Source organism: Pseudooceanicola atlanticus, from assembly GCF_000768315.1.
In the GTDB taxonomy this organism is placed as follows: domain Bacteria; phylum Pseudomonadota; class Alphaproteobacteria; order Rhodobacterales; family Rhodobacteraceae; genus Pseudooceanicola; species Pseudooceanicola atlanticus.
In genome coordinates this window covers 156,833-177,210 of sequence record NZ_AQQX01000006.1, presented here as the reverse complement: position 1 = coordinate 177,210, position 20,378 = coordinate 156,833, and the positions used below count along the sequence as shown (strand labels likewise).

14 protein-coding genes and 1 tRNA gene are annotated in these 20,378 nt (G+C 60.7%); 8 read left to right on the top strand and 7 right to left on the bottom strand.

Annotated features, from left to right (window positions below):
• A partial coding sequence (locus ATO9_RS15430; protein ID WP_156127885.1) for a tyrosine-type recombinase/integrase occupies positions 1–1,066 on the top strand: 1,066 nt, incomplete at its 5' end.
• 8 nt (positions 1,067–1,074) lie between these two features.
• On the opposite strand, the gene ATO9_RS15425 is transcribed toward ATO9_RS15430, so the two are convergent.
• Positions 1,075–1,158: transfer RNA gene (locus ATO9_RS15425), tRNA-Leu, on the bottom strand.
• A 272-nt stretch (positions 1,159–1,430) separates the two neighbouring features.
• Here ATO9_RS15425 and ATO9_RS15420 point away from each other — a divergent pair.
• The gene (locus tag ATO9_RS15420; protein ID WP_052418354.1) at positions 1,431–1,919 is read left to right on the top strand and encodes a Hint domain-containing protein; all 489 of its coding nucleotides are present in this window, start codon (positions 1,431–1,433) and stop codon (positions 1,917–1,919) included.
• 77 nt (positions 1,920–1,996) lie between these two features.
• Here ATO9_RS15420 and ATO9_RS24740 read toward each other — a convergent pair whose 3' ends face one another.
• Positions 1,997–2,857 (bottom strand): NAD(P)H-hydrate dehydratase, encoded by an 861-nt coding sequence (locus tag ATO9_RS24740; protein WP_081979602.1) that lies wholly within the window; start codon positions 2,855–2,857, stop codon positions 1,997–1,999.
• The gene (locus ATO9_RS24735; RefSeq protein WP_052418353.1) at positions 2,854–3,546 is read right to left on the bottom strand and encodes an NAD(P)H-hydrate epimerase; all 693 of its coding nucleotides are present in this window, start codon (positions 3,544–3,546) and stop codon (positions 2,854–2,856) included. Before ATO9_RS24735 ends, ATO9_RS24740 begins: the two co-directional genes overlap by 4 nt.
• A gap of 161 nt (positions 3,547–3,707) precedes the next feature.
• Between ATO9_RS24735 and ATO9_RS15405 the strand changes: the two genes are divergently transcribed.
• The 3 genes from ATO9_RS15405 to ATO9_RS15395 all read left to right on the top strand — a co-directional run bounded on the left by ATO9_RS15405 (position 3,708) and on the right by ATO9_RS15395 (position 6,643).
• Positions 3,708–4,046 carry a P-II family nitrogen regulator gene (locus ATO9_RS15405; protein WP_043751032.1) on the top strand — a complete coding sequence of 113 codons (339 nt, stop codon included), beginning with the start codon at positions 3,708–3,710 and terminating at the stop codon, positions 4,044–4,046.
• Between the two features lie 31 nt (positions 4,047–4,077).
• Positions 4,078–5,484, top strand: coding sequence for a type I glutamate--ammonia ligase (gene glnA, locus ATO9_RS15400; RefSeq protein ID WP_043751029.1), 1,407 nt, complete (start codon positions 4,078–4,080; stop codon positions 5,482–5,484).
• A gap of 349 nt (positions 5,485–5,833) precedes the next feature.
• A complete protein-coding gene (locus ATO9_RS15395) occupies positions 5,834–6,643 on the top strand; it encodes a hypothetical protein (protein ID WP_043751027.1) in 810 nt (269 codons plus the stop codon).
• A 2-nt stretch (positions 6,644–6,645) separates the two neighbouring features.
• On the opposite strand, the gene ATO9_RS15390 is transcribed toward ATO9_RS15395, so the two are convergent.
• Entirely contained in the window at positions 6,646–7,422 is a 777-nt protein-coding gene (locus tag ATO9_RS15390) for a heme-dependent oxidative N-demethylase family protein (protein WP_238318784.1), read from the bottom strand.
• Positions 7,423–7,532: 110 nt separating this feature from the next.
• Between ATO9_RS15390 and ATO9_RS15385 the strand changes: the two genes are divergently transcribed.
• The gene (locus ATO9_RS15385) at positions 7,533–8,750 is read left to right on the top strand and encodes a bifunctional alpha/beta hydrolase/OsmC family protein (RefSeq protein ID WP_043751024.1); all 1,218 of its coding nucleotides are present in this window, start codon (positions 7,533–7,535) and stop codon (positions 8,748–8,750) included.
• Here ATO9_RS15385 and ATO9_RS15380 read toward each other — a convergent pair.
• The gene (locus tag ATO9_RS15380) at positions 8,747–9,949 is read right to left on the bottom strand and encodes a DUF2254 domain-containing protein (protein WP_043751021.1); all 1,203 of its coding nucleotides are present in this window, start codon (positions 9,947–9,949) and stop codon (positions 8,747–8,749) included. The genes ATO9_RS15385 and ATO9_RS15380 overlap by 4 nt on opposite strands.
• Positions 9,950–10,134: 185 nt before the next feature.
• Between ATO9_RS15380 and ATO9_RS15375 the strand changes: the two genes are divergently transcribed.
• Positions 10,135–12,543, top strand: a complete 2,409-nt coding sequence (locus tag ATO9_RS15375) for a GcvT family protein (RefSeq protein WP_043751016.1) — start codon at positions 10,135–10,137, stop codon at positions 12,541–12,543.
• 9 nt (positions 12,544–12,552) lie between these two features.
• Positions 12,553–13,140, top strand: coding sequence for a nucleotidyltransferase family protein (locus ATO9_RS15370; protein ID WP_043751013.1), 588 nt, complete (start codon positions 12,553–12,555; stop codon positions 13,138–13,140).
• A 4-nt stretch (positions 13,141–13,144) separates the two neighbouring features.
• Here ATO9_RS15370 and ATO9_RS15365 read toward each other — a convergent pair whose 3' ends face one another.
• Both ATO9_RS15365 and ATO9_RS23550 read right to left on the bottom strand, forming a co-directional pair.
• The gene (locus ATO9_RS15365) at positions 13,145–13,414 is read right to left on the bottom strand and encodes a DksA/TraR family C4-type zinc finger protein (RefSeq protein WP_043751009.1); all 270 of its coding nucleotides are present in this window, start codon (positions 13,412–13,414) and stop codon (positions 13,145–13,147) included.
• Positions 13,415–13,747: 333 nt separating this feature from the next.
• Positions 13,748–19,729: an Ig-like domain-containing protein gene (locus ATO9_RS23550; protein ID WP_052418352.1), complete on the bottom strand. Its 5,982-nt coding sequence runs from the start codon at positions 19,727–19,729 to the stop codon at positions 13,748–13,750.
• Between the last annotated feature and the right edge of the window lie 649 nt (positions 19,730–20,378).

Here is a 20,378-nt window from a genome sequence, read left to right as displayed (position 1 = left end):
CAACCTGCAGACTCTCATTATGAACGAGGGACCAACAGGGGGCAGGTCACCACACGACCCTGACACACCTGAGTTCATGGATGCGTATTGGCAAGCCCGCCGAGGGAAGGGAAAGCGAAAGAATGAGCTGGATCGGACATGGGAAGCCTTGATCGTCGAGTATTACAGAAGCCCTGAATTTAAACAGACGAGGGACGGCACCCGAAAGAACTACAAGCGGCAGTGCGAAGATATCCGCAAGAAGAACGGTAAGCTCGATATTCGCAGTTTCAAGCGTTCGGACGCGATTAGGGTCCGCAATGCCCTTCAAGACACCTGGTCCAAGGCCAACGAGCGTATCGCAGTGCTGTCAATACTCCTCAATTTTGCGGTGGACCTCGACTGGATCGCAACAAATCCAGTGGTCAACATCCCGAAGCTGAAGGGGGGCGAATATCGCCATTGGCCGGACAGCAAGCTCACCGAGTTTGAAGTCTTCTGCGATCAGAATGACCGTCAGCTTGCACGCACCGCCTATGAGCTGGCGATAGGAACGGGTCAGAGGCTAGGGGACTGCATCAAGATGCGCTGGTCAGACCTCGACGATGATTACGAATTTATGTCGGTTGTACAGGAGAAGACGGGCAGAAAGATCGAGGTCTACTGCCCCCAGCGGCTACGTACCTACCTGAGATCGCTGAGGAAGAGCGGGCAGCACATCATGGCGAAGTCACCCGCGCAGCCAATCGGCATCCGCCAGGTTCAAAAGGCCATCGAAGATGTACGGAAAGCAATTGGAGTGTTCCAGGGCGAGCATCGCCTTGTGCCTCATGGGTGGCGCTACACTGCGGTCAAAGAGCTAGCCGACGCGGGCGTCGACATTTCTGACATCAAAGCTGTCACCGGGCACCAGACACTTGAAATGGCACAAAAATATGCCTCGGGCGCAGATCAGAAGAAGGCATCCAAGCGGGCCCAGCAGAAGCGGGAACGAAGCAAGGACAAATCGGGAAAGTGCGAAACAATCTGCGAAACCACTCCTGGATCGCAGCGTCTCGAAAAGGAGAACATAAATAATGCTCAATGATTTCAAAGTGGTGCGGGTGAAGGGACTCGAACCCCCACGCCAAAGGCGCCAGAACCTAAATCTGGTGCGTCTACCAATTCCGCCACACCCGCAGTGAGGCGCTGGATAGCAAAAGCCCACGAGCGATGCGAGAGGGAAAAAATCCCGGTCACGCAACTTTTTCCCCGCGTCTTAACGGTTTCTTCGGACCCTCGATGCGAAACCTTGACCCAACGGTCACAGATCCAGCGATCCGCTTTGGGGCGAATTGTGGCGAAAACCGGACACGTAAGGCCTCAATGCCGCAGAGAAATCTGGAATGGTGCATAGTTTTGCCCTATTCTGATGAAAAAACATAGAGGCAGTCAGAAAGGGGAGCAGTCCCATGAACACGAATGAAAACGCTTTTGCCGAAGAAAATAAGGCTCAGCACAATGTTGCACGCGGTATCGCCGCTGGCACCAAGGTGATGACCCTCGACGGTGAAATGCCGGTTGAGTTCCTGACCGAGGGTGATCGCGTCATCACCCGAGACACCGGGATGGCGGTTCTCAAGGCCGTCCGGTCCCGCAAAGTGGCTTGCGACGTGGTGCACATCACCGCCGGCTCGCTGGGTCACAACCGTCCTGACGCAGACATCGCAATTCCCGCCCAGCAGGAAATCCTGGTTCGCGACTGGCGTGCCGAGGCCCTGTTCGGCAAGAAGCAAGCCCTGGTGCCCGCCGCACGTCTCGTCGATGGCGAGTATGTCCGCGCCATGGGCAAAGGCGTCATGACCGTCTACGAACTGGTCTTCGACACCGATCACATCGTTTACGCTGGCGGCCTCGAAGTTGCCGCGAAAGCTGAAGTTGAGCTGGCAACCGCCTGCTAAGACTGACTTTCCTGACTGAATGACAAACGGGGTTCACCATTGGTGGGCCCCGTTTTCAATTGACCGTCCCTGTTAGATCAGAGTCCGATTTCGGCAAATATGGCGGGCAGCGCCTCTGGCAGATCTTCGGCGATCAACCCTGCCCCGATCCGACGTCCGGCTTCTGCATGGAGCCAGGCCGCAGTTTCGGCCGCAGCGACCGGCACGAAGCCACGGGCCAGCAAGCCGCAGATCATACCCGCCAGCACATCACCGGAACCGGCCGTTGCCAAATATGGCGCGGCGCGCTTTCCATCCGGATTGTGAACGCCAAGACCTCCGTCTGCATCCGCAACAGATGTCTCAGATCCCTTGAGCAATATCGTGCATCCCGCGCGCATGGCCGCCTTGCGACAAGCCACACGAGGATCGGCGCCGGCAAGGTCCGGAAAAAGCCGTCGGAACTCCCCCTTATGTGGCGTCATCACCACCGGACGGTTCCACACCAGCGCAAACAGCGCCTCGGGATCGTCCGAAAACGACGTCAAGACATCGGCGTCGAGGACAACCGACCTGTTCGCCCCGCAAATCAGGGCGACGCAAGCGCGGCACCGCTCGCCGACACCAAATCCCGGTCCGATGCAGAACGCGTTGAGCCGATCATCCGCAAGGAGGCTTTCCAAGGCCAACGGATCATCGACCCGACGCAACATAATGGCCGTTTCCTGGCAGGCGACCTCCATTTGAGCCGATCCGGGAACGCCGAGCGTGACCAGCCCCGTTCCGATCCTCAATGCGGCGCGCCCTGCCAGCCGCGCGGCACCTGTCCGGCCTGCCCCTCCGCTAAGAACAACGGCATGCCCGTGATCGTATTTGTGCTGATCCGCTCGCTTGCGAAGCGCCTCGACCCGCTCTGCGGTCAGGGTAATCTCATGCCAATTTTGGGCGTCGTCCATCATAGGCCGATATCAACCACGGCACGTTCGGCGTCTGCAAGGTGGGGCATCAGGTGAACCGGCTTCAGGGCGTGAAACGTCACGACCAATTGCGGTATGATCGGCTGCCGACACAGAAACGCCCCCGAATCCGTGTCCAACCCGGTCGGGATGTCGACGGCGACGGTCCAGGGCTGAATGCCTACCTCTTTCATCTCCCTGAAGACGTCCTGCACCACCTCGGTCACGTCATCCAATGGCGCGCGCTGCCCGATCCCGAACAGCGCATCCACGATCGGCAGGTGCTTTTGGCCGGATATTGCAGCCGCTTTTGCCGCGCCGAGCATCGACGACGTTGAAAACTCCGCCACGCCGTCATGCCAGCGTTGCCAATTGGTTCTTGCATCCCCCTTCAGCCGTTCCGGGTCCCCGAAAGCTGCCACATGCACCATGCAGCCCATGTCCCGTAGAAGACGTGCCACCACATAACCGTCGCCGCCATTATTGCCGGGGCCACACAGAACCAGCACGTGCCGCCCACCTGTTGCGGTCGTAGGGTTTGAAATCCCCGGCTTTTCCGCCGGCCAGTGGCGGATCATTTCCTCCACCACACCCGCGCCCGCCCGCTCCATCAGGTCCAGACCCGATGTGCCAGCGGCCATTGCGGCGGCTTCGACCTCCCTCATCTGCGATCCGGTCACCATTCCTGCCATAGTTTTTTCATTTCGCTTATTTTTTGATCACATCGCACAAATTTCAGCACCGACCGGTGCTGGCGACTTGCGCAATGTGCCGAGATTGAGCTTGGTCAATTGTGAGCCATAAGTGAACATGGTCTGACACCGACGGAGGATTACGTGAGGAGTTCCATGACATGAAAAAGATCGAGGCAATCATCAAGCCGTTCAAGCTTGATGAGGTCAAGGAAGCTCTGCAAGAGGTCGGGGTACAGGGTCTTTCGGTTATCGAGGTCAAGGGCTTCGGACGGCAGAAGGGTCATACCGAACTCTATCGCGGTGCAGAATACGTGGTGGATTTTCTGCCCAAGGTAAAAATCGAAGTTGTGCTGGACGACGATCAAGTCGATGGCGCAATCGAGGCGATCGTTGACGCCGCCAAGACCGAGAAGATCGGTGACGGCAAGATTTTCGTTTCCACGATCGAACAGGCGATCCGTATCCGTACCGGCGAGGCCGGCTCGGACGCCCTGTGAACACGAACATTCCAACAGAAGGGAAAAGGGAATGACGAACAAAGACGTTCTCAAACTCATCAAGGACGAGGAAGCGGTCTACGTTGACATCCGCTTCACCGACCCGCGCGGCAAACTTCAGCACGTCACGGTCATGGAAGACCAGGTCGATGAGGACTTCCTCGAGGAAGGCTTCATGTTCGACGGCTCGTCCATCGCAGGCTGGAAGTCCATCGAAGCATCCGACATGAAGCTGATGCCCGATCCGAACTCTGTCTATGTCGACCCCTTCTACGCCGAGAAGACCATCGCGATCCATTGCTCGGTCGTCGAACCCGACACGGGCGAAGCCTACGAGCGTGACCCGCGCGGCACGGCCGAAAAAGCAGAGGCCTACCTGAAGTCCTCCGGCATCGGTGACAGCGCATTCATGGGTCCGGAAGCCGAATTCTTCCTGTTCGACGACGTGAAATACTCCGTCTCCATGAACAAGGTCGGCTACGAAGTGGACGCGCTGGACGCAGCCTGGAACACCGACACCGACTACGAGATGGGCAACACCGGCCACCGTCCGGGCGTCAAGGGCGGCTACTTCCCGGTCAACCCGATCGACGACGGCCAGGACATCCGCTCCGAAATGCTGTCGACGATGAAGCGCATCGGCATGAAGGTCGACAAGCACCACCACGAAGTGGCGTCCTGCCAGCATGAACTTGGCCTGATCTTCGGCACCGTCACCAAGCAGGCGGACGAGCTGCAGAAGTACAAGTACATCATTCACAACGTGGCGCAGGCTTACGGCAAGTCGGCAACCTTCATGCCCAAGCCGATCGCAGGCGACAACGGCACCGGCATGCACGTGAACATGTCCATCTGGAAAGACGGCAAGCCGCTTTTCGCAGGTGACCAATACGCCGACCTGTCCCAGGAAGCCCTGTGGTACATCGGCGGCATCCTGAAGCACGCGAAAGCGCTGAACGCCTTCACCAACCCGTCCACCAACTCTTACAAGCGTCTGATCCCCGGCTTCGAAGCCCCGGTTCTGCGCGCGTATTCGGCACGCAACCGCTCTGGCTGTGTCCGTATTCCGTGGTCGGAATCGCCCAAGGCAAAGCGTGTCGAGGCTCGTTTCCCCGACCCGTCCGCGAACCCCTACCTGTGCTTCGCAGCGCTGCTGATGGCTGGCCTCGACGGGATCAAGAACAAGATCGATCCGGGCCCTGCCATGGACAAGAACCTGTACGACCTGCCCCCCGAGGAGCTGGCCGACATCCCGACCGTCTGTGGTTCGCTGCGCGAAGCGCTGTCCGAACTGGAGGCCGACATGGACTTCCTGCTGGCCGGCGACGTGTTCACCAAGGACCAGATCGATGGCTATATCGCCCTCAAGATGGAAGAACTGGAAGAGTACGAGCACACGCCGCACCCGGTCGAGTTCAAGCTCTACTACTCCTGCTAAGCAGTGCCACAATTCGACGGAAAGGGCGCCTTCGGGCGCCCTTTTTGCATCCGCAGGGCGGCCGAAACGGCAGGGTTGTTAACAGCTCAAGCGCGAATCATTAAGGTTTGCAGCATTTTCGTGCACGGATCGCCCCGTCAATCAGCGCGAAATCCCTGTACACAAGTGGCGAAAACACGTCGAAACAGCTAGTTACGTAGCGTCACCGCCACAATTCAGCCCAATTGAGGCAGATTCTGGGCGCTCCGCCCCAAAGACACCTCAAAGTTGTAAATACCCGTTTTTCCCGGCCAAAAAATTCCTCATTTCCCTTCCACACTCGAAGGTGAAAAGAAATCGAGGGAATAAAATGACCTTCACCGCACAGCAAGAAGCTACCCAAGCCGGCCTCATCTTCAACGATGACTGTCTTTTTGACATCCAGCCCCTGCGCGATCACGCAATCGAAGCGATGACCGCCTATGGCCTGCGTCCCGTATCGAACCCGGCGACGACGTTCGACTCGGTCCGGATCGATGCCGGGGCTCTTGCGGTGAAAATCGATATTCTCGACGGTCTGACCGACGAAGAAACCTCTCGTATCCAGGTCAGCGTCGAACAGGCTCGAACCAGCGAAGCCCTGCATCCCGAAACGCGCGTTGCCCTGCTGGCCGAAATCCTGTCCCTGCTGATCGAACAGACCGGTGGCCAGACCGTGGATTGGCAGCCCTCGAACGTCTGCATCGCAGCGGCGAAGTTCCAGTCGGCCTTCACCCCGATCCGCTATCGCAAGCCCGAAGACGTGACGCAGCCTGAACGGATCATGCCCCGTCGTGTGCGCCCCGGCCACAAGACCACCGGTCCGATGACGCAGAAGACGCTCATCGCCTCGATGCCGAAGGACGTGCCCCTGGGCATCCGCCCTCAGCCCGAAGAGCTGACCGAGATTTTCCGCGACGATTGCCCCGCCGACAAGACCGAAGAGACGATCGACCTGCCGGCCCGTCTTGCCACCTGGACCGTCACCGCATCCGTTGGCGTGATGAACCCGGCCATCGGAATTCCCCTAGCTGCCTACAATGCTCTGAAGGGTGAAGATGTCCGCGTCTCGGCCCACGCCCTGACCCTGACCGCCGCCTTCTTCGGATCGTCCACCCTCGGCTTCCTGCCTTTCTTCTGAAGCTAGGACGCGTCAGTCTTCCGGATGACAAAAGTGTGTATGCCGAAGACGACCGCGCGCGTATCCGGCAACCGTGAGAGGGTCTGACGTTCCGAACGCATGAAGCGGCGTTCGACAGGATCACCGTATTTCTGAACGCCTTCCTTGCGCGGCTGGAACAGCGACGGATCCTGGTAGTCCAATGCGTTGAACCGCCATAAAGGCCGACCGACCTGAACCCCGTCGAACAGACGCTGCACCCGCTTGGCGATGTTCGGATCGTAGGACGCCACGGGTTTGTGGATGCGGATCAGCGGTCGCCCGATCTTTTCCGCCAGCGTCCATCCCGCAGGGAAACACAGGATTGCCGCGGTCAGGATATGTTCCTCAGCCCCGTCTGGCTTTTCCAGAATGCAGAAATCCTCCTGCACCAGCCGCCCAAGCATCCTGAGCGGGTCCGCCGGATCCAATACGACGGTAATCCCGTCCGGCCGCGTGACATGGCCCTGCCCGACCGAATAGCCGGGCCGTTCCCTCAGAACATCGAGAACCGCGTTCAGCAGCTCGTGACAGGCCGGTTCCGCCCCCTGCTCCATCGCCATGACAAGACCGGGCCGATCCGCGACCAGATGATCACGCAGGGCCATCTGCCGCGTGAATGCATCGTCTTGGATCAGCCACTGCTCCGGATCAAGCGGTGCAATGCCCGGCAGCGGTTTTTCGACAGGATCATATGGCAGGGTATCTTGAACGATCGGTTCCATAACGGCAGATAACGCCAGCGTTTCGGAAATGGCCATAGCTGGATCGCGCTACGCTCTCTGTCTGTCACCTTGTCGTCAAATGCTGCACACAGACTTGCCGTTCGAAGGTTCAACGGCCACAACCGTCCTGCAATCAGGAGGCGCCCATGACCAGCCGCAAAGTCACCTTCACCGGCCATGACGGTCAAACACTCGCGGCGCGTCTGGATGAACCGCAGGGCGAGACGCGGAGCTATGCCCTGTTCGCGCATTGCTTCACCTGCGGCAAGGATATCGCGGCCGCTCGGCGCATCTCGCAAAGGTTGGCCATTCTCGGGATTGGCGTCCTGAGGTTCGACTTCACCGGTCTGGGTCATTCGGAAGGCGAATTCGCGAACACGACTTTCAGCTCGAATGTCGAGGACCTGCGCCGCGCCGCCGCCTGGATGGCCGATCAGGGCATGGCCCCGCAATTGCTGATCGGTCATTCGCTCGGCGGTGCCGCGATCCTGAAGGCCGCCGGTGACATCGCCTCTGCGCGCGCGGTCGTCACGATCGGCGCGCCTTTCGATCCGGGCCATGTCACGCAGAATTTTGCCGGTGCTCTGGACCGGATCGAGGCAGATGGCGCGGCCGAGGTCCAGCTGGGCGCGCAGAAGATCCGCATCGGCCAGGCCTTCGTGGAAGACGTGGCCGCGTCCCAGCTGGAAAAGGCGATCCACGACCTGAAGAAACCGCTCATGGTGCTTCACGCGCCCCGCGACACGGTCGTCGGCATCGACAACGCCACGCAGATTTTCCGGGCCGCGCTGCACCCGAAAAGCTTCGTTTCGCTGGACAAATCGGATCACCTGGTGACCGAACCCGAAGATGCGGAATACGCCGCCAGCGTGATTTCCGCCTGGGCGCAGCATTATCTGAATATCGCACCACCGCCTCCGCCGCCCGGCGTGCCCGAAGGTGTGACTCGCGTCAGCGAGGCCGACCCAAAGGGTTTCCTGCAGGACATCTCAATCGGCGACGCCCACAACCTGACTGCGGACGAACCCGAATCCTATGGGGGAACGAACCGCGGCCCCTCCCCCTACGGATTGCTTGCCGCCGGTCTTGGCGCCTGCACCTCGATGACGATCCGGATGTATGCGCGACGGAAGGAATGGCCGCTGGAACATGTCGAGGTGGACGTGACCCATGACAAGGTCCACGCTCAGGACGCGGCCCCGGGCGCCGGAGACCGCGCGGACCGCTTTACCCGCCATATCCGTCTTGAGGGCGATCTGAATGCCGATCAACGCCAACGGTTGCTGGAAATCGCGGACAAGTGCCCCGTGCACAAGACGCTGGAACACAGTTCGACCATCGTGACAGAGCTGATCGGGGCCTAACCGCCCGCGAAAACGTCCGGCTCGCGCTGCTGCTGCAGCTTTTCGGTCATGCGCGCGGCTTCGAGAGCCAGTGTCGCGTCACCATGCCCCTGCATTGCCTTCAGCGATTGAAGACCCGCATTGACGACCTCCGGCTGGTCCAGGCCGCAGCGCAGCACCGCGCCGATCGAGTCCCGCAACATGACGGAAGTGTCGAAGTCCTGAACCCAAAGCCGGTCGTACAAAAGCTCCTGCTCGTCGGCCGGGCATTTCCTGTTTGCCACCAGCACCCGTGCAATGCGCCGGATCATGTCGACGGCTGTACCGGGGTCGTTCACACCGGGCGACAGCGCGCGCTGACCGATCTCGGTGAGGTTCAGAAGTCCGAATTCCGGGTCCTGCACGTAGTTGCGCAGAGTTCCGATGGACACGTTGCGATGGATTGAATCTTCGATCTGATCGGCATCGCCTTCGACCCAGGCCAGCACCTCACCTGCATGGATGAAGGACCCGACGGGCTGCGCGATATGGATTTTCACGTCCTCGCTTTCGGCCGCGTCCTGCAAGACGTCCTGGTATATCTGCTGGATGTAACCCGTATTCCGCGCAAGGATTTCAGTGACATCGCCGGATGGCTTACCCTTTGCAGCATTCGCGCCAAGTGCAGGATATTCGCAGCGCATGGCATAGGCCGTAGCTGCCTTGTCCTCTATCCTTTGGGCGGTTTCGATCAGGCTGCCCAGCAATTCCAGGTGCGAAATCCACCGCAGGATCGCGAAAACGATCAGCGCGACCACGGCAAGCGTGACGAAGAACAGCACGACCAGCTCCTCGCCTTCGAAGACCTGGGTTTCGCGCAGGATGATGACAATGACGGAGTAGATATACGCGCCCACGAACGTCGCCAGAACAGTATGTGTGGTCGTGTCCTGCAGGAGAACCTGGTGCGCCCGCGGCGTCCAGAGCGAGGACACCGCGCGATGCGAGGCCACCATGACGGTCAGGGAAAAGGTGGTGACCGTCAGCATGGAGTTGGCGATGATGGACAGGATGTGATCGACCGCGTCTGCACCGATCCTGTCGCCCATCCCGAACGGGATGAAACCGCCGAACAGCTTGGCCAATCCGATGGCAAGAACGGACAGAAACGCCACCAGCCCCACGCGAACGATCAGACGTCTCGAAAAATCATGCGCGCGGCGCAATAAAGTCGGTAGCATTCAATGTCCCTTTCCACGGCAAACGCCGCATTTGCCCGATCTGTTCCCCGAACCTTCCGCCATGGACGCCATGCAAACCTGCAACTGCACCGAGGCAAGGTCGGAAACGACACTTTCTGTCGCAAATGCACTTGCCGGTCTGCTGCACGGGTCCGAGGATCGGTTAAAACCGACGGGAGAATGACATGAAAACCACCACGCGCGTAGTCGTTATCGGAGGCGGCGTCGTTGGCTGTTCGGTCCTCTACCACCTGACAAAGCTCGGCTGGACCGACGTGATGCTGCTGGAACGGTCCGAACTGACAGCCGGGTCCACGTGGCACGCGGCGGGCGGGTTTCACACCATCAACGGCGACACCAACATGGCGGCGCTGCAGGGCTATACGATCAAGCTTTACAAGGAGTTGGAAGAGATCACGGGCCAATCCTGCGGTCTGCACCATTCCGGCGGCATCACGATGGCCGACAGCCAGGACCGGTTCGACCAATTGCTCGCGGAACGGGCCAAGCACCGGCATATGGGCCTCGATACCCACATCGTCACACCGGAAGAGATCAAGAAGATCGCTCCGATCACCAATATCGAGGGCATCATCGGCGGGCTCTACGATCCGCTTGATGGCCACCTCGACCCGTCCGGCACGACTTACGCCTATGCCAAGGCCGCCCGCCTTGCAGGCGCGACCATCGAAACCCATTGCATGGTTAAGGAAACCAATCCCCGGCCAGATGGCACCTGGGACGTGGTGACCGACAAGGGCACGATCCACGCCGAACACGTGGTCAATGCCGGCGGGCTCTGGGCCCGTGAGGTCGCGCAGATGGCGGGTTACTACGCGCCGCTCCACCCGATGGAGCATCATTACCTCGTCACCGACGACATCCCGGAGATCTACGAACGCGATACGGAACATCCGCATGTTGTCGACCCCGCAGGGGAATCTTACCTTCGACAGGAAGGACGGGGCATATGTATCGGGTTTTACGAAAGAAAACCGAAGCCATGGGCGGTCGATGGAACGCCCTGGGACTTCGCGATGGAGCTGTTGCCGGATGACCTGGACAAGATCGGGGATTCCATCGAATTCGCCTATCGCCGCTTCCCCGTTCTGGCGGAGGCCGGGGTCAAACGCGTCATCCACGGCCCCTTCACCTTCGCGCCCGACGGCAATCCGCTTGTCGGCCCCGTGCCCGGCCTGCGCAATTACTGGTCGGCCTGCGGGGTGATGGCCGGGTTCAGCCAGGGTGGCGGCGTCGGCCTGATGCTGGCGCAATGGATGATCGAGGGGGAATGCGAGCGCGACACGTCTTCCTTCGACGTGGCCCGCTATGGCAACTGGATCAACTCAGGCTATACCCGCCCGAAGGTCATTGAGAATTATATGACCCGCTTTTCAGTGGCTTACCCGAACGAGGAGAAACCCGCCGCGCGTCCCGGGCGCCGCACGCCGATGTGGGACACGTTCGACAAGATGGGGGCTGTCTGGGGCCATTACTACGGGTTGGAAGTGCCGAATTACTTCGCCCAGGGGGACGAGCCTCGCTATGAAACGCCGACCTTCCGCCGCTCGAACGCATTCGGCCCGACCGGGCGCGAGGTCGCGGGTGTCCGAAACGGCGTCGGCATCAATGAAATCCACAATTTCGGGAAATACCTGGTCACCGGACCGAAGGCCAGGGAATGGCTGGATTGGATCATGGCCGGTCGCGTGCCGCAGCAGGGTCGGATCAGCCTGACACCGATGCTGGCCCCTTCGGGCCGGATCATCGGCGATTTCACGATTTCCTGCCTTGGCGAAGAGGAATTCCGCCTCACCGCGTCCTATGGGGCGCAGGCCTATCATCTGCGCTGGTTCATAGACCATCTGAATGATGGGGTGCAAGTCACTAATATATCGGACAAATCCAACGGATTCCAGATTGCCGGCCCCAAGGCAAGGGACGTGCTGGCCGCATGCACCCGAAGCGATGTGAGCGACATGAAGTTCCTCGATGTGCGCCGGATGATCATCGGTCAGGCCGACTGCATCGTCCAGCGGGTCAGCTATACCGGCGATCTGGGCTACGAGATTTATTGCGATCCGCTGGATCAGCGAACCCTGTGGGACGTCTTGTGGGGTGCCGGGCAGCCGCATGGCATGGTGCCCTTCGGCATGCGGGCGATGATGTCGCTGCGACTGGATCGGCATTTCGGCTCATGGCTCAACGAATTCTCACCGGATTACACGCCTGCCGAGACCGGGCTCGACAAGTTCATCTCGTTCAAGAAGTCCGCCGATTTCATTGGTCGCGCCGCCGCCGAAAAAGCCCGGGACGAAGGCCCCGCCCGTCAGCTCTGCATGTTCGAGATCGACACCGAAAAGGCCGATGTGCGCGGCTATGAACCGCTTTGGATCGGCGGTGAGGTCGTGGGTTACTGCACGTCCGGCGGCTATTCCCATCATCTAGGCAAGTCCATGGCCCATGCCTTCGTCCCGACCGAGTTGATCGCGCCCGGCCTGACGGCTGAGATCGAAATCCTTGGTGACATGTGCCCCGCCAGGATCATCGAGACGCCGCTTTTCGACACTGACGGCGCACGTATGCGGGGCTGAGCGACGGCTATGGACCTGGCGATCCTTCTTCTCGCCGCGGGGCAATCCAGTCGGATGCGCGGCGCCGACAAGCTTCTTGAGTCTGTCGAGGGCAAGCCTCTCATCGAGGTGATGGCAGGGCGGGCCCTTGAGGTGTCGGATGCCGTCTACGTGACATTGCCATCGCTGGATCATCCCCGATCCGAAGCCCTGAAAGGCATGACCATAACGCCTGTACCGGTTCCTGAGGCGCAGGAAGGCATGGGCGCTTCGATCCGCGCCGGGATCAAGGCGCTGAAGGGTACGCCCAAGGGCGTGATGATCCTGCCCGGCGATATGCCGGACCTGAGCGTGAGCGATCTGCATCATGTCGCGGCGCAATGGCAAACCTCGCCGCAATCGATCCTGCGCGGGGCAAGCCGGGATGACCTGCCCGGCCATCCGGTCATATTCCCGCAGCGTGTGTTTTCGCGGTTGGCAGAGTTGCGCGGCGATCGCGGGGCGCGGGACATCCTGGCGGGCGAGATGATCACGCGCGTGCCCCTGCCCGGCCGGAATGCATTGACCGATCTGGACACGCCAGAGGCCTGGGCGGCCTGGCGCGCTCGCAACGGCTAGCGCGTCACTTCAGCTGGCTGTCCTTGGAGCCGCGTCGATTGATGCCGCCGCGCTGCTTGGCCTGGCCGTCGCGCTCCTGCTGGCAATCAATGCAAAGCTTTACACCCGGCAAGGCCACCCGACGTTTCTCGGGGATCGGCTCTTCGCATTCGGCACAGTGGGTCAGGCTCTCGCCCACAGGCGACTTGCGCGCCTTCATGCGCGCCAGTTCGTCCGAAATGGAGGCTTCGATCTGTTCGCTTACTGCGCCGTCGCGCGACCAACCACCGGCCATGGCATCCTCTCAACCCAAGTTGTCTTCAGGGCTTCACAATAGCATCACAAGTGGTGGGAAGGTCAAACCTGACGGCGGCACACCAGACACGCTTGACGGCCCTTCAGACTGCAACCGGCACATGGGCTATCGTGACAGGCATCGCGCTGCGACGCTCCGCGGAAATTCAGACCGGAACAGCGCCGCTGACAAACCGTCCTGAGGCGCGTCACCAAAATAAAAACCACCCCGGTTCACCCTGCGGGTCACGCAGAATGTACCGGGGTGGCCGTTAGACCAGCGCCCCCGCCTGGTCGGGGTTGTGCCGGGCCCCGTCGGGCCCGACGCGCTGCATTACTTGGTCAGAAGCTTCGCTTCGTGCTTCTTCAGGGTCCGGCGAGCGGCATGGTAGTCTTCGCGGCCCGCTTCGGTCTTGAGTTCCGGGAACAGCTCCAGGATCTCGTTGCGCTGCGAGTTGCCAAGACCATCCAGGGTCTGATGACCCGGCTGGAAGCTCTCGGTCCAGGACCCGTCGGACAGGACGACCTCGTGCTGGTCGAACATGAAGTGGATGTAGCTCGTGCGGTGCGTTTCCACACGGTCCACCCCGGCCAGACCGGTCAGGTGCTTGGCTGCGACCAGGACCTCGCGCTCTTCGAAGTAGAGCGCGGTCTTGTCGTTATTCACCAGAACGCGGTGGTTCGGGGAAACAAGCATGTCGCGTTCCGGCAGACCGTACCCGAGGGAGCCCTTCTGGATCAGAACCGGCTGCAGGTGCTCTTTCGTGAGCAGCTCGCGACCGGCCAAGTCCTTCTGGCCCATCCAGCGGATTTCCTGGATGCCGTTGTCGCGGGTGATGACCCGGTCGCCGACCTTCAGGGTTTCCACCGCAACCTCACCACGCGGCGTCGCGATCAGCGTACCGGGGGTAAAGCAGGGGATGATGTTCTCGATCTCTTCGAACTGCGCAGTGCCGACCGGGTTCAGGTCGTCGCTGGCATCGTAGAACTCGATATAGCCATCTTCCTTGTCCGCACTGGTGTAGTGCACCTCGAAACGACCGCCTGCTGGCGCCGACCCGCGAAGGTCGAGCGTATCGTAGTCGACACCACCGGAGCCGCCGTCGATCGTGTCGCCGGCCGTGGCACCGAGGAACAGGTCCTCGTCATTGGCACCGAACATCTTGTCGGCCCCTGCGCCACCGGTGATGGTGTCGTTCTCGCCGCCACCGTCGATGCTGTCATCGCCCGACCCGCCGAAGAGTTCGTCATCGTTGCGGTTGCCCCGCAACGTGTCGTTCCCTTCGGAGCCGTAGATCGTATCGGCCTTGCCGGTACCGGTCAGGCTGTCATCGCCGGAGTTGCCGTCGATCCAGTCTTCGCCTTCGCCACCGGTGATGGTGTCGTGGCCTTGGCCGCCGAGCAGGGTGTCGTCACCGCTGCCGCCGTCGATGGAGTCATCGCCCAGCCCACCTTCGATGGAGTCGGCAGCCTGACCGCCAAGCAGCGTGTCGTCGCCACTGTCGCCGAAGATCTCGTCTTCGTCGATACCGCCGTCGATGCTGTCATGGCCCGACCCGCCGATGAGCGTGTCATCATCGTCCTGGCCCAGGATGGTGTCGTTGCCGGCACCCCCTTCGACATAGTCACGACCGTTCTCCGGCACCGGATCGGGATCGAGCGGATCATCATCCGGGGACTGACCATAAAGCAGCGCACTGTCGCCTGCATTGATCAAGTCGTCACCGGAATTGCCGTAGATCGTGTCCGACCCGTGGCCACCCGTGATCTCGTCCGCACCGGCACCACCTTCGACGTAGTCGTCGTCGATGCCAGCATGAATGGTGTCTTCGCCGGACCCGCCAAAGATCGTGTCAGCGTCGTCACCGGTCATGATCGAGTCGTTGCCCGTACCACCATCGACATAGTCACGCCCATCGTCCGTGTTGGGATCACTCAGGATGCCCGGGAACAGCGGGTTCGGCAGGTTCGGATCGTCACCTTCGTAATCGGAGAACGTGTCGATCCCGGCAAGGATCGTGTCGTCGCCCGAGTCGCCGAAGATCGTGTCGGCGCCCTGGATGTCGTCGATCAGGTCGTCACCTTTGCCGCCGTAGACTTCGTCGTTGTCGATGCCGGAATAGATTTCGTCATCGCCCGAGTCGCCGGAGACCAGGTCACGGTCATCGCCGGTATAGATCGTGTCGTTGCCGGTGCCGCCGCTGACCACGTCGAGGTCATTGTTCGGGTCCGCATCGACAGGCGTACCCGGGAAGATTTCCTCGTCCAGGGCCGGCGGGACAGCGGTGTCGTCGTCGTCGCTGGCATAGATCAGGTCATCGCCGGACATACCGTCGATCGTGTCGTCGCCTTCGCCGCCATAGACGGTGTCGTCGCCCGACCCGGCCTCGACGATATCGTCGCCGCTATAGGCATAAATGATGTCGTCATCACCGCTGAAGGGCGGCAGGGCGTCATCATTGTCGACGAAGTCACCGTTCGGGTCGCCATCATAGGCATCGTCGATCGTGTCGTCGCCGTCGGTGCCTTCCACGATCCCATCCGGCTGGATGGTGTCGTTCACGGTCACGGTCACCGTGGACGTATCCGTCAGATCGCCATCGGTGATCTTGTAGGTGATCGTGTCGGTGCCCGTGAAGTTGCCGTTCGGCGAGTAGTTCAGCGTGCCGTCACCATTGATGGTCACGGAGCCGTTCGCCGCCGAGGCTTCGGTCACGGTCAGCGGGTCGCCATCGATATCCGTCAGCGTGCCGTCACCATTGATGGTCACGGAGCCGTTCGCCGCCGAGGCTTCGGTCACGGTCAGCGGGTCGCCATCGATATCCGTGTCGTTGCCCAGGACGTTGATGTTGTTGACCGGCGTGTCCTCATCCGTGGACGCGGTATCCGGGTTCGCAACAGGCGCGTCGTTCACCGGGTTCACGGTCACGGTCACGGTGGCGGTGTCCGTCAGGTCACCATCGGTGATCTTGTAGGTGATCGTGTCGGTGCCGTTGAAGTTCAGGTCCGGCGTGTAGTCCAGCGTGCCGTCACCGTTGATGGTCACGGAGCCGTTCGTCGCCGAGGCTTCGGTCACGGTCAGCGGATCGCCATCAGGATCGGAGTCGTTACCCAGAACGTTGATGTTGGTCGCGGTGACGTCCTCGTCGGTCGTCGCCGTATCGTTCGCGGCCACCGGCGCATCGTTCACCGCACCCACGGTCACGGTCACGGTGGACGTGTCCGTCAGATCGCCATCGGTGATCTTGTAGGTGATCGTGTCGGTGCCCGTGAAGTTGCCGTTCGGCGTGTAGTTCAGCGTGCCGTCACCATTGATGGTCACGGAGCCGTTCGCCGCCGAGGCTTCTGTCACTGTCAGCGGGTCGCCATCGACATCCGAGTCGTTGCCCAGGACGTTGATGTTGTTGACCGGCGTGTCCTCATCCGTGGACGCGGTATCCGGGTTCGCAACAGGCGCGTCGTTCACCGGGTTCACGGTCACGGTCACGGTGGCGGTGTCCGTCAGGTCACCATCGGTGATCTTGTAGGTGATCGTGTCGGTGCCGTTGAAGTTCAGGTCCGGCGTGTAGTCCAGCGTGCCGTCACCGTTGATGGTCACGGAGCCGTTCGTCGCCGAGGCTTCGGTCACGGTCAGCGGATCGCCATCCGGATCGGAGTCGTTGCCCAGAACGTTGATGTTGGTCGCCGTGACGTCCTCGTCGGTCGTCGCCGTATCGTTCGCGGCCACCGGCGCATCGTTCACGGCACCCACGGTCACGGTCACGGTGGACGTGTCCGTCAGGTCACCATCGGTGATCTTGTAGGTGATCGTGTCGGTGCCGTTGAAGTTGAGGTCCGGCGTGTAGTCCAGCGTGCCGTCACCGTTGATGGTCACGGAGCCGTTCGTCGCCGAGGCTTCGGTCACGGTCAGCGGATCGCCATCCGGATCGGAGTCGTTGCCCAGAACGTTGATGTTGGTCGCCGTGACGTCCTCGTCGGTCGTCGCGGTGTCCGGGTTCGCAATCGGGGCGTCGTTCTGCGGATCGGTCAGGATCGTTTCGATCTGGCTGAAGCTCAGCGACTTGCCGTCCTCGAAGGTCACGGTGCCTTTGGTGGCGCCCGCATCGGTGTCGTCTGCGGTTTCGGTGATGGTCACCTTGCCGGCGCCACGCAGGTCGAGCACGTCGTTGTCGGCGTTTTCGTCCGGACCGTTGCCGCCGGTGACCACGTCACCATTGCCTTCGGTGCTGGAGCTGACAACGAAGGTGTCGTCCCCTGCTTCGCCGAACATGGTGTCGTCACCAGAGCCGCCAATCAGCGTGTCATTGCCCGCCGGGCCGTCACCGGCCGGAGGCACGGAGCCACCGGTCGCGTCGAAGTAGATGTCGGTGATGTTGATCTCGGACACGTCATGGCCATTCTGCGAATGCTCCACGACCAGGCGCGAAATCGGGCCGGAAATGTTCACCAGGACAGAGTGATCGGGATCGGTATCGGGACCGGTATCGTCCTTGTAGTGGTTGATCACCTCGTTGCCGCCGATACCGTCTTCGTCGGACAGGGTCAGGTGCGTGCCGCTTTCGGTCGAAACGTTCACCGGCAGCTTCTCGTTCGAGAAGTTGTAGGCGTAGATCTTGACCTGAGAGTCGGCGTCGATGTCGTTGATCCGGAAGGAAACATTCTCGACTTCGGACGAGAAGGCCCACTGGTACTTGCCGAAATCACCGTTGTCTTCAGTGCGCGACGCCATGGAGGAGTTCTTGTCCGCCGCAGTGCCATCGGTGGTGATCGAGTGCACTTTCTGGTCGTCGGTTTCGAACACCGTCGTGGTGTCGTGGCTTGCCGAGGTCACGGTGAAGGCCACGTTGACCGACCCGGTGTTCAGATTGCCGCCATTGGCGGTCAGGTCGTCCTGGTTGTCGATGGGGCCGGTGCCGTTCGGATCGTTCAGCTTGTCCCATTCAAAGACTTCGCGCCCGCCGGAGCCGGTCGACGTGCCCTCGGGGCCATTGTCGCCGTACATCAGGTCGGACCCTTTGCCGCCTTCCAGGCTGTCGTCACCGGCATTGCCGTACATGGTGTCGTCGCCGGAGCCGCCAACAAGCGTGTCGTTGCCAACGGGGCCGTCTTCGCCCGCACCGGTGTCTTCCAGAGCGTCGAAATAGATGTCGGTGACGTTCACGCCCGACGCGTCATGGCCTTCCTGCTCATGCGCGATGACCATCTTGGAGATCGGGCCGGCGATATTGACCAGAACGGAGTGATCGGGATCGGTATCCGGGTCGTAATCGTTGCCGTAGTGGTTGATCACTTCCTTGCCGGAAACGCCGTCCTCGTCGGTCAGCGTCAGGTGGGTGCCGCTTTCCGTCCGGACGTCGATCGACACCAGGTTGTTGTTCGCGTCATAGGCTTTGATCGTCACCTTCGAGTCGGCGTCGATGTCATTGATACGGAAAGAAACATTCCCGACCTCGGACGAGAACGCCCACTGGTAGGCAACCGCCTCGTCATCCGAGTCCAGGCGGGATTCGAAGGACGAATACTTGTCCGCTTCGGGCCCGTCGGTCGTGATCGAGTGGACCTTCTGCTGTTCGGTCTGGAACTTGGTCTCGGTGTGGCCGGCCGAGCCGACGATCGAGAAGCTGACATCCACGGAACCGGTGTTCTGCGTGAAGCCGCCGGACAGATCGTCGCCGTTGTCGATGGCGCCGGAGCTATCGGGATCGGGCGCCTTGTCCCATTCGAAGCTTTCGCGCTGGCCGGACCCGCCGGTGGACCCGTTCAGGTCACCGTTGTCGCCGAACATCAGGTCGTTGCCTTCGCCGCCTTCCAGGCTGTCGTCGCCGGAATTGCCGTACAGGGTGTCGTTGCCCTGCTGACCTTTCAGAGTGTCATCTTCGCCATTGCCGAAGATCTTGTCGTTGCCGAGGCCGCCTTCGATCAGGTCCTTGCCGGCCGGGCCGCCTTCGATGCTGGTATTGTAATCGGACGAGCTGGAGACGGAACCCGCGGGCGCGCTAGCACGAGTCGCATCACCAAAGACCACGTCGTCGCCGGTGCCGGCGTTGATCGTGTCGTTGTCACCGCCGCCGTAGACTTCGTCGTCGCCGCTGCCGGAATGAATGATGTCATCGCCGGCACCGCCGATCACGATGTCCTGGTCGCCCGTCTCGCCAGGCAGGATGGCGTCGTTGCCGTCCATCTTGTCGTTGTCGGCATCGACGTAGTTGACGCCCATGGTGTCATTGCCAGACGTCCCTTCGACATAGCCATCGCGGCTATCGGTCGTGGTCGTCTTGTCTTTGCTCCACCAGTCCCAAAAAAAGATACCAGTCATAAATTCTCACCCTCTATGTCCGTCAGGACCATCGGGTGGTCCATCCGGTGTTGCGGCCCGGTGCGCGCGCCGCGACACCGTCTCCAATCCATCGCCATGTATCGTGATCTCTGTGCAGGCCCGCAGGCGTAGGGAATAATGGTCCCACGCAGCATTTGTCAGCCAAACCAAGGACATACCTCTCCCGGCCCCGACAAACGCAGGCTACACATCCTTCCGGATGCATGACATTTCAGTGGCCGCCCCATGGCCAGCAGTCTTGCGCCCCCCAGTCGGGCACGTTCGGTTTTAAACTCGGGCATCGCGTCGAACAAAGGGAAAAACATCGGTAAATTCATGTTAACCCTTCGCCAAATTGACACATTTTCGGCCGGATCAGGCCAAATCTGACGCCCAGAACCGCCGATTGTTTCCGGCTTTCACATCGGCCAGAACCCCTGTTCACACAGGAAATTAACGCACTTTTAACCTCTCGGCGGGGTCCGAATGACCGCTCGGTTGGCGATGTCACGTTTCCGAACCGGAAACGAACAGGCCGTCTTAAAGCTGCCCAATTTTCCTCACATTCGCGGCAAAGACGCCCCAAAGTTGTCTGAAATCAGGAACCAATGGGCAGGTTGGCGAGAAGATTGGTTCCGCGAATATGGCG

Coding starts and splice junctions, on each gene's coding strand:
- ATO9_RS15420 (WP_052418354.1), top strand. CDS start 1,431: ATGAACACGAATGAAAACGCTTTTGCCGAAGAAAATAAGGCTCAGCAC.
- ATO9_RS24740 (WP_081979602.1), bottom strand. CDS start 2,857: ATGATGGACGACGCCCAAAATTGGCATGAGATTACCCTGACCGCAGAG.
- ATO9_RS24735 (WP_052418353.1), bottom strand. CDS start 3,546: ATGGCAGGAATGGTGACCGGATCGCAGATGAGGGAGGTCGAAGCCGCC.
- ATO9_RS15405 (WP_043751032.1), top strand. CDS start 3,708: ATGAAAAAGATCGAGGCAATCATCAAGCCGTTCAAGCTTGATGAGGTC.
- glnA (WP_043751029.1), top strand. CDS start 4,078: ATGACGAACAAAGACGTTCTCAAACTCATCAAGGACGAGGAAGCGGTC.
- ATO9_RS15395 (WP_043751027.1), top strand. CDS start 5,834: ATGACCTTCACCGCACAGCAAGAAGCTACCCAAGCCGGCCTCATCTTC.
- ATO9_RS15390 (WP_238318784.1), bottom strand. CDS start 7,422: ATGGCCATTTCCGAAACGCTGGCGTTATCTGCCGTTATGGAACCGATC.
- ATO9_RS15385 (WP_043751024.1), top strand. CDS start 7,533: ATGACCAGCCGCAAAGTCACCTTCACCGGCCATGACGGTCAAACACTC.
- ATO9_RS15380 (WP_043751021.1), bottom strand. CDS start 9,949: ATGCTACCGACTTTATTGCGCCGCGCGCATGATTTTTCGAGACGTCTG.
- ATO9_RS15375 (WP_043751016.1), top strand. CDS start 10,135: ATGAAAACCACCACGCGCGTAGTCGTTATCGGAGGCGGCGTCGTTGGC.
- ATO9_RS15370 (WP_043751013.1), top strand. CDS start 12,553: ATGGACCTGGCGATCCTTCTTCTCGCCGCGGGGCAATCCAGTCGGATG.
- ATO9_RS15365 (WP_043751009.1), bottom strand. CDS start 13,414: ATGGCCGGTGGTTGGTCGCGCGACGGCGCAGTAAGCGAACAGATCGAA.
- ATO9_RS23550 (WP_052418352.1), bottom strand. CDS start 19,729: ATGACTGGTATCTTTTTTTGGGACTGGTGGAGCAAAGACAAGACGACC.